This is a genomic window from Mitsuaria sp. GD03876, from assembly GCF_029840635.1.
In the GTDB taxonomy this organism is placed as follows: domain Bacteria; phylum Pseudomonadota; class Gammaproteobacteria; order Burkholderiales; family Burkholderiaceae_C; genus Roseateles.
This window is the reverse complement of the sequence record NZ_JAOCCU010000078.1, coordinates 1-15,035: the sequence shown is the minus strand read 5'-3', so window position 1 is coordinate 15,035 and position 15,035 is coordinate 1. Positions and strand designations below refer to the sequence as shown.

Genomic DNA, 15,035 nt, shown 5'->3' with positions numbered 1-15,035 from the left:
GCCGCGGCGGCGAGCGCCAGGTCCGGCGCCGGCGCGCTCGCGCGGCTCGGGGGCGGCGGCTCGGGCGCGCGCACGGCCTGACCCTCGCGTTGCGCCTGCAGTGCGGGCGACACGGTGGGCGACGGCGGCAGGCCGGGATCGACCATCGGCTCGGCGTTCAGGCCGGGCGGGTCGATGAAGGCGGTGAACTGGCGCGTCAGCCGCGCCGGGCAGCCCAGGCCGAGTTGAATGGTGACGATGGGCTCGTCGATGCGCTGCACGGTGCGCAGCCGCACGCCGGTGACGCGCCCGCCGTCGCCCTCGATCTGCCAGTGCAGGCCGGCGGCGGACAGCGGGTACTCGCCGGCGGCGACCTCGGCGCGCACGCAGTCGGGGGTGAGGGATTCGCCGGCGTTGAGCTGGACGGGGAACAGCAGGTTCAGCGGCTGCCCCAGCGACGAGGCGGCTTGCGGACGGCCGAGGCCGAGACTCCACGCAGCCGGCGTCGACATCATGAGGATGGCAAGCACGAGAACGCTGTGCGACGGCAACATGCGTCGCGGGTCGTGATGATCTCGATCCATTCCCGCTGTTATTGCTGTTGGAGTGCGTTTCACTCTAGCACGGCGCTCCCCGGGACAAACCCGGAAAAGCGCCCCTCCTTCGCCCTGGATGCGCATCGCCCGCGCATCATTCGCGCCGTGGCGCGGCGCCGGCAGGCGCGCCGCGCGTCCCTCACAATAAGCCGGATGAGGCCGCGACGCACGCGGTCCGTCCGCATCTTTCAGGAGACGGCTGGCCTGTCACGCCAGCGACAAAGCATGAACAGCTCGGTTCTTACAATTTCCGAACGCAACAACATCGAGTCGGGGCCGTGGTTTTCCAAGCTGTCACTGCCGTTGCGCAGCGACATTCTGGCGCGCGCCACGGTGAGGCGTCTATCCGACGGCGCCCTGATGTCGGTGCGCGGCGAGCCGGCCGAGGAATGGATCGGCGTGGCGCGCGGCGCGGTGCGGGTCAGCTCGGTCTCGCTGTCGGGCAAGCAGGTCACGCTGACCTACGTCGAGCCCGGCATCTGGTTCGGCGACATCGCGCTGTTCGACGGCCTGCCCCGCACCCACGACGCCAGCGCCCATGGCGAGACCACGCTGCTGGTGATCCGCAAGCCCGACTTCAAGGACCTGCTGCAGCGCCACACCGAGCTGTACGAGGCGCTGCTGCGGCTGAACTGCCGGCGGCTGCGCCTGATGTTCGACCAGGTCGAGGACCTCAACACCCGGCCCCTGGCCTCGCGGCTGGCCAAGCAGATCCTGCTGCTGGCGCGCAGCTACGGCGTGTCGCAGGGCGAGGAGGTCCGCATCGGGCTGCAGCTCGCGCAGGAGGACCTGGCGCAGCTGCTGGGCGCCTCGCGCCAGCGCGTGAACCAGGAGCTCAAGGGCTTCGAGCGCGAAGGCGCGGTGCGCGTCGAGCCGACCCGGCTGGTGGTGTTGAGCAAGGAAAAGCTGCTGGCCATCGCCAACCGCTGAGCGCGCCGGAGCTTGCTCCGGGGCGCTCGGATCACGAATCACGACAACCCCAGGAGACCTTGTGGACGACGCATTCACCGGCACCCGCGCCCCTTCATTGCCGATCGACGCCGAGGCGCTGGCCGCCTGGCTCTCGCGCGAGATCGACGGCTTCGCCGGCCCGCTGACCATCGAGCAGTTCAAGGGCGGCCAGTCCAATCCCACCTACAAGCTGATCACGCCGGGCGCGACCTACGTGATGCGCGCCAAGCCGGCGCCGGTGGCCAAGCTGCTGCCGTCGGCCCACGCGATCGAGCGCGAGTTCACCGTCATGCGGGCCCTGGCCGGCACCGACGTGCCGGTGCCCCGGATGCTGGCGCTGTGCGAGGACGAGTCCGTCATGGGCCGCGCCTTCTACGTCATGGAATTCATGCAGGGCCGCGTGCTGTGGGACCAGACGCTGCCGGGCGCCTCCAACGCGGAGCGCGCGGCGATCTACGAGGAGATGAACCGCGTCATCGCGGCGCTGCACCGGGTCGACGTGCGCGCCGTCGGGCTCGAGGGCTACGGCAAGCCGGGCAACTACTTCGAGCGACAGATCGGCCGCTGGAGCAAGCAGTACCAGGCGACGATCACCGGCCCGAACGAGGCGATGGACCGGCTGATCGAGTGGCTGCCGGCGCACATCCCGGAGTCGGCGCGCGACGAGCGCGAGGTGGCGATCGTCCACGGCGACTACCGGCTGGACAACCTGGTGTTCCATCCGACCGAGCCCCGCGTGCTGGCGGTGCTGGACTGGGAGCTGTCGACGCTGGGCCATCCGCTGGCGGACTTCAGCTATCACTGCATGTCGTGGCACATCCGCAAGACCGGCGCCGCGCGCGGGCTGGGCGGCGTGGACCTGGCGCCGCTGGGCATCCCGTCCGAGCTGGACTACGTGCGCCGCTACTGCGAGCGCACCGGCCGCGCCGACGTGGGCGCGGTCATGAAGGACTGGAACTTCTACCTGGCCTACAACCTGTTCCGCATCTGCGCGATCCTGCAGGGCATCGCCAAGCGGGTCGAGGACGGCACCGCCTCGAGCGCCCAGGCCCGCGAGGCCGCGGCCGGCGCCCGGCCGATGGCGGAACTGGGCTGGCAGATCGCGCGGAAGCTGTCCGCCTGACCGCCGTCGTGGGGCGCGACCTCCTGCTTGGGGAGCAGCGGGTCGCGAGTTCCGGAAGGGGCGAAATCCAGGCTACAATCTGCGGCTTCGTCGGGGCGTAGCGCAGCCTGGTAGCGCATCTGCTTTGGGAGCAGAGGGTCGCGAGTTCGAATCCCGCCGCCCCGACCATTTCTCTTCTTCGAGCCGCAAGGACCCCGTCCTTCGCGGCTCGATCCGTTTTCGGGCCACGCTTTTCCGGTGGTCCCTTTTCAGCTTGGCGCTTCCAGGGCGGCATTTCGTGACGCTGTGCCGTACGACAGCGGCCGCGCGCGGGCGCGGCGTCTCAAGCCCGGGGGAAACCGGACGATAGATCGGAGTGGCCCGCCGGGCCGTCCCGCCGCCCCGCGCGGCCGACCTCCCCTTCCCCCCGATGAAACTCCGGACCCGCATCCTTTTCCTTTGTCTCGCCGCGCTCGTCGGCATGCTGGTGCTGGCGGCGGTGTCGCTGACGACGCTGCGCCAGACCATGATCAAGGAGCGCACCGCGCAGCTGTCGACGCTGGTCGTGCTGGCGCATTCCGCGCTCGAGAAACTGCACCAGCAGGAAGTCGCCGGCCAGATCACCCGCGAGGACGCCCAGAAGCAGGGCAAGCTGATCATCGGCAGCTTCCGCAAGGACGAGCTGTACTTCTTCGTCCGCGGCTACAGCGACGACGTCAACCTCGTGCACCCCAACCCCAAGCGCGTGGGCATCGTCGACGCCAAGGGCGGCAAGGAAGCCGGCGTGCGCTACCGCGCCGCGCTGGAGGGCCGCACCGTCGGCACCGTGACCGCGCTGGGCACGCGGCCCAACACCAAGGACGAGGTCGAGAAGCTCTACGCCATCGTCCGTTTCGAGCCCTGGGACTGGATCGTCGGCTTCGGCGACTACATCGACGACATCGACAGGGCCTTCTGGCGCAGCGCCGCGGTGCTGCTGGGCCTGGGCGCGGCGCTGATGGCGGTGGTCGGCGTGCTGGGCTGGCGCATGGCCCGCAGCATCTACGTCCAGCTGGGCGGCGAGCCGGCCTATGCGTCCGACATCGTGCACCGCATCGGCGCGGGCGACCTGAACGTGGCGGTGGACCTGCGCGGCGCGCATGCCGACAGCCTGCTGGCCGCGATGGACCGGATGCAGCGCAGCCTGTCCTCGACGGTGGCGCAGATCCGCGGCTCGACCGACACGATCGCCAGCGCCGCCGGCGAGATCGCCTCGGGCAACCGCGACCTGTCCTCGCGCACCGAGTCGCAGGCGAGCGCCCTGGAGGAAACGGCGGCCTCGATGGAGGAACTCACCGCCACCGTCAAGCAAAGCGCCGACAACGCCCGCCAGGCCAACCAGCTGGCGATGTCGGCCTCCGACATCGCGGTGCGGGGCGGCCGGATGGTCGACGAGGTGGTGGCCACGATGGCCTCGATCAGCGGCTCGTCCAACAAGATCGTCGACATTATCGGCGTCATCGACGGCATCGCCTTCCAGACCAACATCCTCGCGCTGAACGCGGCGGTGGAGGCGGCGCGCGCCGGCGAGCAGGGCCGCGGCTTCGCGGTCGTGGCCTCGGAGGTGCGCACGCTGGCGCAGCGCAGCGCCACGGCGGCCAAGGAGATCAAGTCGCTGATCGGCGACTCGGTGCAGAAGGTCGAGGCGGGCAGCGCGCTGGTCGGCCAGGCCGGCGCGACGATGGCCGAGATCGTGGGCAGCGTGAAGCGCGTGACCGACATCGTCGGCGAGATCTCCAGCGCCAGCCAGGAGCAGACCGCGGGCATCGAGCAGATCAACCAGGCCATCGCGCAGATGGACCAGGCCACGCAGCAGAACGCGGCGCTGGTGGAACAGGCCTCGGCCGCGGCGGAGTCGCTGGAGCAGCAGTCGCAGGCGCTGGTTTCGGCGGTCGGCGTGTTCTCGTGAAGGTCTTCCCGCGCACCGGGGCTTGCCCCGGCGCGCGGCTGCGTTACCCTGGGCCTCATGTGGACTGGAGGTAGCGCGCTCCCCAACGGCCAGTGGCCGTACTCCGAGATCCTGCTGCGGCTGGCGCTCGCGCTGTCGCTGGGCCTGCTGCTGGGCCTGGAGCGGGAGCGCCGCGGCAAGGAGGCGGGGCTGCGCACCTTCGGCTTCATCGGGCTGCTGGGCGCCATCGGCGGCTGCCTGGGCGAGAGCTTCTCGCTGGTGAGCCTGATGCTCACCGCGGCGCTGGCCGTGCCGCTGAACGTGCACAAGATGCGCTCGGGCGCCGGCCCTGAACTCACCACCTCCGCGGCCATGCTGGTCACCAGCATGTCGGGCGTGCTGTGCGGCCTGGGCCACACGGTGACGCCCGCGGCGGTGATGGTCAGCACCACCGCGCTGCTGGCGTGGAAGGAACGGCTCGCCGGCCTCTCGATGGGGCTGACCGAGGGCGAGGTGCGCTCCGCGCTGCTGCTGGCCATCCTGGCCATCGTCATCTATCCCGCGCTGCCCGCGGGCGCGGTGGGCCCCTGGGGCCTGATCGAGCCGCGGGTCGCCTGGGTCACGGTGATCCTGATCGCCAGCATCGGCTTCGTGAACTACATCCTGTGGAAGATGTACGGCACCCGGGGCGCGGAGCTGTCGGCATTCTTCGGCGGCCTGGTCAACAGCAACTTCACCGTGATCGAGATGGCCAACCGCGTGCGCGAATCGGAAGGCCGCTTCGCCGAGTTGGCCTACCGGTCAGTGCTGGTCGCGGTGGCGGCGATGGTGATCCGCAACGGCACGCTGCTGCTGGTGCTGGCGCCGCTGGTGTTCGTCAACGCCGCGGCCGCCTTCGGCTTCATGGTGCTGGGCGCCGCCGGCTGGGTGCTGGGCAGCCTGGTGCATCGGCGCGCGCCGGAGACCCCGCCGGTGGAGATCCGCCTGGAGCTGCCGTTCTCGCTGCCGGTGGCGCTGCGCTACGGGTTGCTGTTCCTGGTGCTGCACGTCGTGGGCCGGCTGATGCAGCGCGAGTTCGGCGAAGCCGGCTTCTACGTCGTCACCGTGATCGGCGGCCTGCTGTCGAGCGCCAGCGCGGTCGCTGCCGCCGCGAGCATGGCCACGCAGGGCGCCATCGGAGCGGAGGTGGCGGCCAACGGCGCGGTGCTGGCCTCGCTCACCAGCCTGCTGTTCAGCCTGTCCTTCGTGCTGCGCACCCGGCACCGGGCGCTGATCACGCGGCTGGTGGTGGCGACGGCGGTCATCGCCGCGCTGGGGGCGCTCGGCCTGGGCGTGCGCTGGCTGGTGGAGCCGCTGGTGCTGCGACTGATCCCGCCCGGTGCCTGAATCGGCGCCTGGATCGATGCCTGGATCCGCGCGTCAATCGCGGCCGGACACCGATTCGAGGTCGACCGGGCCCTCCCCGCCACCCGGGGAAGCCACCCGCGGCCAGTAGTCCAGGTCCCGCCGCCGGTAGTCGATGCCCGCGAAGTCGGGCGTCACCGCGCCCGGCCCGGCCACGTACAGCACGCGCGCGGCGATCAGCGCGAACTCCGCGTGGAAGTGCTGCATCGACTTCACCACCACCAGCCGCTGCGCCGACGGGTCGATCCCCACGCCGGTGAACGCGTCGGTGGCGAAGACCTGGCTGCGCACCGACACCAGCAGCAGGTGCAGCCCGCCGTCGGCCTCCACCCAGACGCTGGTGCCCAGCGGCGTGCGGCCGCCCATCGCGCGCTGCGAGTGCCCCTCCACCACCGCGCGGACGGTCACGCGCAGGTCGACCGGATCGCCCGAGGCCGGGCCGCACTTGCCGCCCACGCGCAGGTCCAGGCGCGCGCCGACGCCGGCGTCCTGGCAGATCCGCACCGCCCCGACGTCCCAGAACGCGCCGATGGCCACGCGGGAGATCCGGCGCTCCAGCAGGCGCCGCAGTACGAAGGTGCTGTCGCCCGGCGCGCCGGCGCCCGGGTTGTCCGCCATGTCGGCCAGGACCACCGTGCCCGCGGTCGCCAGCGCCAGGTCCAGCGCCTCGTCCACCGGCACGGTGTCCAGCCGCGCGTGCTCGCGCAGGTCCCAGAACTCGCGCGCGAGCATCCGGGCCACCCGGCGCGCCAGTTCGGCGTCGCCATCGGCGACCACCCACAGCTTGGCGCCCGCCTCCGGCACGTCGCCCCATGGGAAGCCGTGCCCGAGCGAGACCGACAGCACGCCGTCGATGGCCTCGGCCTCCTGCATCCGGCGCACGAAGGAGCGCATCGGCTCACGCGTGGTCGGCCACACGCCGACCATCCGGCAGTCGACCACCGCGGTGACCGGGACGACGGCGCCGCGGACGGTGTCCGCCACGATGCGGTAGAGCTCGGCCGCCCGCTCGACGAGGTCGGTGTGCGGATAGGACTTGTAGGCGACGATCGCCGTGGCGGCGCGCAGCATCGCGGCCGTGAGATGGCAATGCAGGTCGAGCTCGACGCCGATGGGCACGCCCGGGCCGACCAGCTCGCGGATGCGCGTGAGCAGGTCGCCCTCGCAGTCGTCGATGCCGTCGGCCACCATCGCGCCGTGCAGCATCAGCTGCACCGCGTCGACCGGCATCGCGTCGCGCAGGTCGCTGAGCAAGGCGTCGCGCAGTGCCTCGAAGACGGCCCTCACCGTCGGCCCCGACGGCTGCGCGAAGGCGCACACGCTCTCCACGACCTCGTGACCGTCGCGCTCGATCAGCGCGCGCAGCTGGGCCAGTCCATACCCGGTCGTGTCCGGCGCGCGCGTGCTGGCATCGCCGCGAAAGATGCCGTACTCCTCGAAGGCACCCTGCCCCGTCGGCGTCGAGGCGAAGGTGTTGGTCTCCGTGGCGATCTGCGCGATGAAGAATTTCATGAGCAGGCCTCGCGGATCAGTCCGGCACGCGGTCGAAGCGCACACGACGCGACCGCCAGCTGCTCAGGCGCAGGGTCACGGCGCGGGTGCCGTCGCGCTCGACCTCCAGCGACGCGCCGTAGGTGATCGCCATCGGCGTCGGGAAGGTCGCCTTGAACAGGTCGGCGGTCAGCGGCTCCAACGCCAGCGCGTGGCCGCCCCAGGGGCCGTCGATCTCCAGGCGCAAGGCGTCGCCGTCGCGCACGATGCGGGCCTGGGCATCGAGGTCAGGCGCCCGGTAGCGCCCCAGCAGCCCCGCCGCCGCGTCGGCCACCGTGGGCGCCCGAGGCGGCACCCGCCGGAGCGCGCGCAGCGTGCCGGCCTCGGTCATGAACAGGCGCTCCGGCGCCTCGCCCTCGGTCGCCATCGACCGCTTGTCCACCTCGAAGCCGCCGAGGGCCATGCTCTCGAAACCGACGCCCAGCCGCTCGCCGTCGTCCACCAGCGGCGCTCCGCCCAGGTGATACGGCGTCAGCACGAGCTTGCCCTCCACGTCCGCGAAGGACACGACCAGGCCGGACTCCGGCGCGTGATAGACCGCGCCGACCATCGGGCGGTGGTCGTCGGCCATCGCGTGGCGCGTCGGCGGGCCCAGCACGTCGTCGCCCAGCACCGCCTCGATCAGGCCGTTGAAGATCTTCGGCGTCAGCGCCGCGCCGTTGGCGATCGCAACGATGTCCAGCGCCTGGCCGGGCAGCGTCGCCATCAGGCAGCTGCCGCCGACCACGCTGCCGCCGTGCTGGACGATGTCGACGCCGCGGTACGTGTGGACCATCAGCCCGGCCGCGTAGGGCGTCGTCGTGCCGTTGTTCAGCCGCGCGGGGGTCAGCATCTGCCGCCAGGTGCGCGCGTTGCCGACCCGCGTCGGCTCGCGCAGGTGCGCCATCCAGCGCAGCAGGTCGTCCACCGTCGAGACCAGGCCGCCCTCCCCCAGCACCTCCTGCGACGGGAACAGGCCGCGCCGGTAGCCGCCCTCCGGCACCGGCACGTGCAGCGCCGCCAGGCCGGGGACGATGCTCAGGTCGCTGCGCACCGACGCCGTGTCCCGCATGCCCAGCGGCAGCAGGATGCGCTCGCGCAGGAAGTCCTCGAAGGGCATGCCGCCCACCATCTCGACCACGCGCGACAGCAGGTGATAGCCGCCGTTGTTGTAGGCGATGTTGTCGCCGGGGAGGAAGTTCACCTCGGCCTGCCGACGCTGCGACGCCAGCGCCGCGCCGGCGGGCCGCACGCGGCCGCCGTCGGTGAGCAGGCCCAGGTCCAGGAAGCAGCGCAGGCCGCCGGTGTGGTGCATCAGCTGGCGCAGCGTCGGCGCGCCCTGCGGCCCGGTGAACTCCGGGAAGAAGGTGCCGATCGGCGCGTCGATGTCCAGCCGGCCGTCCTCGGCCAGCAGCAGCACCGCCAGGCAGGTGAACTGCTTGCTCGTCGAGCCGATGCGCAGGCGGGTGTGGACCTGGTTGGCGATGCCGAGCTCCACGCTCGCCAGGCCGAAGGCCCGGCGGTACAGCACCTGGCCGCGGTGCGCGACGCCGACCACGCAGCCCGGCGCGTCGCCGCGGTTGAAGCCTTGCAGCAGCTCGTCCAGCGCGGCCGCGCCGAGCGGCCGTTCCGCCACCGCCTCGGCGGTTGCCTGTTCAGTCATGAGGATCTCCTGTGAAGCGCGCGCGCGTCGGGCGCGGCGCGATGGGATGGGATGCGCCGGGTCGCGCCGCGACGCGACGCGACGAATGGCGATGCGGTGCGGTGCGAGTCCGTGCGATGCGATGCGATGCGATGCGATGCGGTGCAGTGCGATGCGGTGAGCGCGTGCCGGCTCAGCCGCCGACGTCCTGGACGGTGCGCACGATGGCGGCCTCGGCGCGCCAGACGGCGACGGCGCCCAGCAGCAAGGCCGTTACCGCCGTGATCGCCACCGCCAGCAGCAGCGGCCGCGTGCCGACCTGCAGCCGGTCGGACAGCAGCCCGACGATCACCGGGCTCGCCGCCGACACGATCGCGACCCCGGCCGCGTTCATCGACAGGACCCGCGACCGGATCCGCGCCGGCGTGGCGATCTGGATCAGGTTGGCGTAGATCACCGACCCGGCGAAGGTGGCCGCCACCTGGACCGCGAACAGCAGCATCAGCGCCGGCAGCTGCGTCATCGCCGGCATCGCCGCGGCGCACAGGCCGGCGAGGCCCACGCTCGCCGCGAAGCCGCGCGCCCAGGCACGCACGCCGTGGCGCTCGCGCAGCCGCGACTGCAGCGCGGCGAAGACGCCACCGATCAGCGTGCCTCCCGCGAAGCCCAGCCCGATCGCCTGGCCCGCCTCCGGCACCGACACGTGGAAGTGGCGCACCGCCACCACCGGCAGCCAGGTGACGACCGCCGACATGCCCAGGCTGCCCGCGCTCATGCCGCCGAAGATGCCGCCCAGCGCGCGCGCATGCCGGCGCAGGTAGGGCATCAGGTCGGAGGAGGCGTCCTCGGGCGTCGAGGCCGTGTCCGGCTTCTCATGACGCCGGACCTTCAGCAGCACGATGCCCAGCGCCACGAGCGGTCCCAGCGAGGCGGCGAGCACGAAGGCGACGCGCCAGCCCTCCAGGCCTCCGAGCGCGCCCGGCAGGTGCCGCGCGAGCGCCTCCGCTCCCGACAGCAGCAGCGCGCTGGCCCAGATGCCGATGCCGGCGCCGAAGACCGCGGCGATCGCGTAGACGGCGTTGGCGGTCGCCCGTTGCCGGCGCGGGAACAGGTCGGGAATCAGGCTGTAGACGATGGGCACCAGGCCGGCCTCGCCGAGGCCCAGTCCCGAGGCCGCCATCAGCAGCTCCGGGAAGTCGCGCGCCAGGCCGCAGGCGGCGGTCGAGGCGGACCACAGCAGCACGCAGGCGGCCAGGATCAGCCGGCGGTCGTGCCGGTCCGCCAGCCAGCCCAGCGGAAAGGCTGCCAGGCCGGCCAGCAGCGTGATGCCCGCGCCCTGCAGCACGCCCAGCTGCGTGTCGCTCAGGCCGAGCCCCTGCTTCAGCGGCTCGCCCATCAGCACGAGCAGTTGCCGGTCCACCGCGCCGACGATCGTCGCGATCACCAGCACCGCCAGCGCCAGCCAGGCCGCCGCGCCCGCCGACGCCGGCTCGTCTCCCGGCCGTGCCGCCGCGCCCGCGCGCTGACGGCCCTCATCCGGCCGCGCGGCGGCGCCGGCCGCCCACCCGCTCATGTGGCCAGCCCCAGCTGCCGCGCGAAGAAGCTCAAGGTCTCCGCGTCGCGCTCGATCGTCAACGGCGGTGGCATCACGTTGTGGCCCGCGCCCTCGCGCACCCGCAGCAGCACCGGCCCGCTGTCCTTCGCCCCGCGGTCGCTGACCGCCGCGGCCAGCTTGCGCGCATGCCAGGGCCGGCAGGTCGCGTCCTGCGCGCCCGCGTCGACCAGCAAGGCGGGGAACTTCCGGTCCAGCGCCAGCTGGTGGTACGGCGACCAGGCCGCCATCCACCGCGCCTGGCCCTCGTCGAGCGGGTCGCCGAACTCGGAACGCACGATGCCCAGCGCCGCCGGGTCCTTCCCGCAACGCAGCACGTCGACGATCGGCACCTGCGCCACGCCGGCGGCGAAGCGGTCGCGCTGCAGCGCGAAGGCGGCCGCGACGAACAGGCTGCCGTTGGACGAGCCGAACAGGCCCAGCTGCTCCGGCGTCGCCAGGCGCCGGCGCAGCACGTCGTCGATGACGGCGAACAGGTCCTCGAAGCCGTTGCCCTTCTCCGCCATCCGGCCGCCGCGCCAGAAGGCCTCGCCGTACTCGCCGCCGCCGCGCAGGTGCGCATGCACCCAGCGGCCGCCCGCGCGCACCCAGGCCGCGGCCAGGTTCGACCAGCACGGCAGCCAGTGCACGTTGAAGCCGCCGTAGCCGGTCACGATCGTCGGCCGCGGGCCGAAGCCGCCGTCCTCGCCCATCACCTGGTAGCTGATCTCGCCAGCCTGGACCGTGCCGCCCTGGCGGCCGCCGGTGGCGATGGCCATGACGGCCACGCCGGGGATCGGCGCCTTCATCGGGCTGATCGCCGCGAGGCGGCCGACGCGCACGTCGTACTCGTAGGCCACCGGCGGCTGCTTCAGCGACGAATGCACGAAGCTGATGCGGTTGCCGTCGGACCAGACCAGGTCGTCCACCAGGCCGGTCACGAACCCGAACGCGAACTTGCCGATGGCGCCCTCGGCGCCCAGCGGCACCGTGTGCTCGACATGGCCGTTGGTCCAGAGCACCCGCAACCGCCCGTTGCCGTCCAGCGTCTCGCCGACCACCAGCTTGCCGGCCGCCGGCGTGACGCTGACCGCCACCGCGCGGGACTCGGGCAGGATCTCGCGCCAGGTCGCGCGGTCGCGCGGGCTGCCCAGCGGGATCGCCACGACCTTGCCGCGCGGCGCGCCGTCGGTGGTCACCGCGATGTACTCGTCGCCGACGACGGTCCCCTTCACCCGCCCGAAGGACGCGTCCAGGAACGGCGCCCAGTCGCCGGCGCCGTCCAGCCGCTTCAGGTAGGTCGGATGCAGCGCGGCCTGGTCCTCGGCGATCACCGCGTAGCGGCCGTCGGCCGTCACGTGCGGCACCACCATGACGCTGCCGTGCGACAGCGGCAGCACCGAGCGGGCGAGGCCCTCGTCCAGCCGCTGCTCGAAGATCCGCATGCCCGGCGCGGGCGGCAGCCCGGCGGGGTCGATGCCCAGCGGCAGGCCCGCGAACAGGAAACGCTGGCCGTCCGGCAGCCAGGCCGGCATGCCGACCGGGCCGAGCACCTCGAACGCGATCGGCGCGTCGCGCCCACCGTCCCGCGCGTCCAGCACGAGCACCCGCGTCTGCATCGACTCGACACCGGGTTTCACCACGAGCAGCACGCGGCTCGCGTCCGGCGACGGCTGCATGTCCTGCAGCACGGCGTCGTCGGCCCCGAGCTCCGCCAGGTCGAACAGCACCCGACCCGGGTCCTGCGGCGAGCCGCTGACGGAGACCACCGGATGCTTCGCGCCCGGCGGCACGCGCCGCAGGAACCAGCGTCCCTGCACCGGCCGGGGCGCGTGGAAGGTCAGCGGATCGGTGAAGTCCTGGCGCAGCAGCGCCTCGAACCGCGCGAAGGCCGGCGAGCCTTGCAGCTCGTCCCGGGCCTGCCGGTCCATCGCCGCCTGCCAGGCGAGCACCTCCGCGGTGTCCTCCTCCAGGGACTGGTAGGGGTCGGCGTCGGGGGACAGCACCGGCGGCGCGACGGCGGGGTCGACGGCCACGCCGGGCGGCAAGGCGAAAACTGCGGATTGGCTCATGGGGTACGGCTGGAAGTTGAAGGAAGGCGAGCGGTGACCGGTCGCGGGTGATCGATGAAGTCGACATGGCGCCGGCGACAGGTCGTCGGCGATGGGGCGCCGGCAATGAAGCGCCGGCAATCGGCGCGCGCTGCCGGGGCCGGTCCTCAGAGGTCGTAGCGCAGCGACAGGCCGACGCCGCGCGGGCGGATCAGGTAGTAGTCGGTGTAGGAGGTGACGCCGGGCAGCGAGAACGTGGCCGCGCCGTTGACGCCGTGCTTGTCGAACAGGTTGTTCACCGACAGCGTCAGCTCCCACGGCCCGCGGCTCAGCGCCAGCCGCAGGTCCGTCTGCGAGAAGCCGGGCGCGGTGGTCGTGCCCTCGATCTCGAAGACCCGGCGCCCGGTGAAGCTGTGGGCGACGCTGAAGCGGCCGGCGGTGTCGGCCGGACCGTCGAAGGCGTAGCTGCCCTGCAGCGTCGACTGGAAGCGGGCCGTGCCCGGCAGCCGCGCGCCGGACGGCACCGTGGCGCCGCCGCCGTTGACGTAGGTCTCGGTCGTGTGGGCATCGATGTAGGCGGCCGTCGCGCTCAGGTCGAGCTGGCGCGTCACCTGCCAGGTCAGCGCGGACTCGACGCCCACGCTCTTGGCCTGGCCGACGTTGGCCACGCCCACCAGCGGGATGGTGCCGGGCAGCGTCGCGGAGACCTGCGCGTCCTTCCAGTCCAGCAGGAAGGCGGTCAGCGACAGGTTCAGGCCCCGCGCCGGCACCAGGCGCACGCCGGCCTCGTAGTTCCACAGCGAATCGGACTTGTAGCGCGACAGCACCGGCGGATTCGCGTTGACGCCGCCGAAGCGGTAGCCCTTGGACGCCAGCAGGTAGGCCATGTGCGGGCCGAAGCGGTATTTCAGCGACACCTTGGGCGTGAAGCCGCTCTCCGACAGCCCGGTGGCGGCGTCGGACGGGCTGCCCATGAACAGCGTGCGCGCGTCGTAGTCCAGCGCGGTGCGGTAGTAGCGGCCGCCGATCGTGGCGCTCCAGGCCGGGTTGAAGTGGTACTCGCCCTCGGCGAAGACGGCGCGCTCGGTGGTGCGGGCCGCGACGTCCACCGAGGCCAGCACGTCGTCGGGCAGCAGCGCCGGGCCCAGCGGCCCCCACAGCGCAGCCCCGCCGGGCGCCACATTGACGGCGTGATCGCTGAAGCGCGTGCGTTGGTAGAAGACGCCGACGAGGCCCTGCAAGCCGGTGTCGCCGGTGGTGGCCAGGCGCAGCTCCTGCGAGGTGGCGCGGCTGCGCCGCGTTTCCGGCGAGCGCGAGCGCACGCTGGGCAGGTCCGGCAGCGCGCCCACGCCCAGGGCCGGGCCGAAGTAGCTGCCCAGCTTCGAATAGGCGCGCGTGGCGTCGGCCACCGCCTCGCCCTGCTTGTCCAGGTAGGCCGTGTTGGAGGTCAGCTCCAGGCCGTTGGGCAGCGTCCATTCGACCCGCAGGGTGCCGAGGTCGAACTGGCTGCTGCGCGGCGCCGCGCCCTTCGCATCGGTCGTTCGGCGCGACGGATCGGGCGAGACCGCGAAGGTGTCCTCGGCCACGGTGCGCTGCGTCAGCGCCATGCCGGTCAGCAGCAGCGAGGACGTCGGGCGCAGGCTCGCCAGGATCCGTCCGCCGTGCTGGTGCAGCTCGTTGGCTTCGGTCTTCCCGGTACCGAGGTTGGTGAGGTAGCCGGGATCGCGCCGGTCGAAGGCGACCACGCGCAGCGCGGCGACGTCCTTCTGGATCGGCATGTTCAGCATCGTGGAGACCGCGTGGCCGGTGCCGCCGTCGGCCAGGCGCTCGACGCTGCCGACCGCGGCGAACTCGGTGCGCTTGAGATCGGGCCGGTTGAGCAGGTAGCTGACCGCGCCGCCCAGCGAGGCGGAGCCGAACAGCGCGCCCTGCGGGCCGCGCAACACCTCGATCTGCTTGAGGTCGAACGGCGACAGGTCGGCGCCGCTGACGAAGCCGAAGGGATCGGTGAACGGCACCTCCTCGATGTAGAAGCCGGTCGTGGCCTGCTGGATGCCCAGCAGCGTGCCGTTGCTCGCGGTGCCGATGCCGCGGATCGTGGGCACCGCCTGGTTGGGATCGCCCTTGTTGGCCTGCACGCCGGGGGTGAGCTTGAAGACGTCCTCCTGGTCGCGAGCGCCGCGACTCTCCAGGTCCGCGCCGCTGACCACCGAGACGGTGCCGGCGACCTCGGCCTGTTTCTGCCGGCGTTTGCTCGAGGTG

9 protein-coding genes, 1 tRNA gene and 1 pseudogene are annotated in these 15,035 nt (G+C 72.4%); 5 read left to right on the top strand and 6 right to left on the bottom strand.

Features of this window, described 5'->3' with window-relative positions:
- Nucleotides 1-509: pseudogene (locus N5D62_RS27530) on the bottom strand (hypothetical protein); the annotation flags it as partial.
- A gap of 291 nt (nt 510-800) precedes the next feature.
- Here N5D62_RS27530 and N5D62_RS27525 point away from each other — a divergent pair.
- The 5 genes from N5D62_RS27525 (at nt 801) to N5D62_RS27505 (ending at nt 5,941) form a co-directional block, all read left to right on the top strand.
- Nucleotides 801-1,505, top strand: coding sequence for a Crp/Fnr family transcriptional regulator (locus N5D62_RS27525; protein WP_279761278.1), 705 nt, complete (start codon nt 801-803; stop codon nt 1,503-1,505).
- Between the two features lie 61 nt (nt 1,506-1,566).
- Nucleotides 1,567-2,649: a phosphotransferase family protein gene (locus N5D62_RS27520; protein ID WP_279761277.1), complete on the top strand. Its 1,083-nt coding sequence runs from the start codon at nt 1,567-1,569 to the stop codon at nt 2,647-2,649.
- A 91-nt stretch (nt 2,650-2,740) separates the two neighbouring features.
- Nucleotides 2,741-2,817: transfer RNA gene (locus N5D62_RS27515), tRNA-Pro, on the top strand.
- A 241-nt stretch (nt 2,818-3,058) separates the two neighbouring features.
- Nucleotides 3,059-4,576: a methyl-accepting chemotaxis protein gene (locus N5D62_RS27510; RefSeq protein WP_279761276.1), complete on the top strand. Its 1,518-nt coding sequence runs from the start codon at nt 3,059-3,061 to the stop codon at nt 4,574-4,576.
- A gap of 57 nt (nt 4,577-4,633) precedes the next feature.
- Nucleotides 4,634-5,941 carry a DUF4010 domain-containing protein gene (locus tag N5D62_RS27505; protein ID WP_279761275.1) on the top strand — a complete coding sequence of 436 codons (1,308 nt, stop codon included), beginning with the start codon at nt 4,634-4,636 and terminating at the stop codon, nt 5,939-5,941.
- Nucleotides 5,942-5,974: 33 nt separating this feature from the next.
- On the opposite strand, the gene N5D62_RS27500 is transcribed toward N5D62_RS27505, so the two are convergent.
- From N5D62_RS27500 to N5D62_RS27480, 5 genes are all read right to left on the bottom strand, one after another.
- Complete coding sequence (locus tag N5D62_RS27500; RefSeq protein ID WP_279761274.1) at nt 5,975-7,471, bottom strand: M81 family metallopeptidase; 1,497 nt, start codon at nt 7,469-7,471, stop codon at nt 5,975-5,977.
- Nucleotides 7,472-7,487: 16 nt separating this feature from the next.
- Nucleotides 7,488-9,152 carry a serine hydrolase gene (locus N5D62_RS27495; RefSeq protein WP_279761273.1) on the bottom strand — a complete coding sequence of 555 codons (1,665 nt, stop codon included), beginning with the start codon at nt 9,150-9,152 and terminating at the stop codon, nt 7,488-7,490.
- Between the two features lie 172 nt (nt 9,153-9,324).
- Complete coding sequence (locus N5D62_RS27490) at nt 9,325-10,704, bottom strand: MFS transporter (protein ID WP_279761272.1); 1,380 nt, start codon at nt 10,702-10,704, stop codon at nt 9,325-9,327.
- A complete protein-coding gene (locus N5D62_RS27485) occupies nt 10,701-12,794 on the bottom strand; it encodes a prolyl oligopeptidase family serine peptidase (RefSeq protein WP_279761271.1) in 2,094 nt (697 codons plus the stop codon). The genes N5D62_RS27490 and N5D62_RS27485 overlap by 4 nt, the downstream gene beginning before the upstream one ends.
- Nucleotides 12,795-12,940: 146 nt before the next feature.
- Nucleotides 12,941-15,035: TonB-dependent receptor (locus N5D62_RS27480; protein WP_279761270.1), on the bottom strand; the 2,095-nt coding region annotated here is incomplete at its 5' end.

Coding starts and splice junctions, on each gene's coding strand:
- N5D62_RS27505 (WP_279761275.1), top strand. CDS start 4,634: ATGTGGACTGGAGGTAGCGCGCTCCCCAACGGCCAGTGGCCGTACTCC.
- N5D62_RS27510 (WP_279761276.1), top strand. CDS start 3,059: ATGAAACTCCGGACCCGCATCCTTTTCCTTTGTCTCGCCGCGCTCGTC.
- N5D62_RS27500 (WP_279761274.1), bottom strand. CDS start 7,471: ATGAAATTCTTCATCGCGCAGATCGCCACGGAGACCAACACCTTCGCC.
- N5D62_RS27490 (WP_279761272.1), bottom strand. CDS start 10,704: ATGAGCGGGTGGGCGGCCGGCGCCGCCGCGCGGCCGGATGAGGGCCGT.
- N5D62_RS27485 (WP_279761271.1), bottom strand. CDS start 12,794: ATGAGCCAATCCGCAGTTTTCGCCTTGCCGCCCGGCGTGGCCGTCGAC.
- N5D62_RS27495 (WP_279761273.1), bottom strand. CDS start 9,152: ATGACTGAACAGGCAACCGCCGAGGCGGTGGCGGAACGGCCGCTCGGC.
- N5D62_RS27525 (WP_279761278.1), top strand. CDS start 801: ATGAACAGCTCGGTTCTTACAATTTCCGAACGCAACAACATCGAGTCG.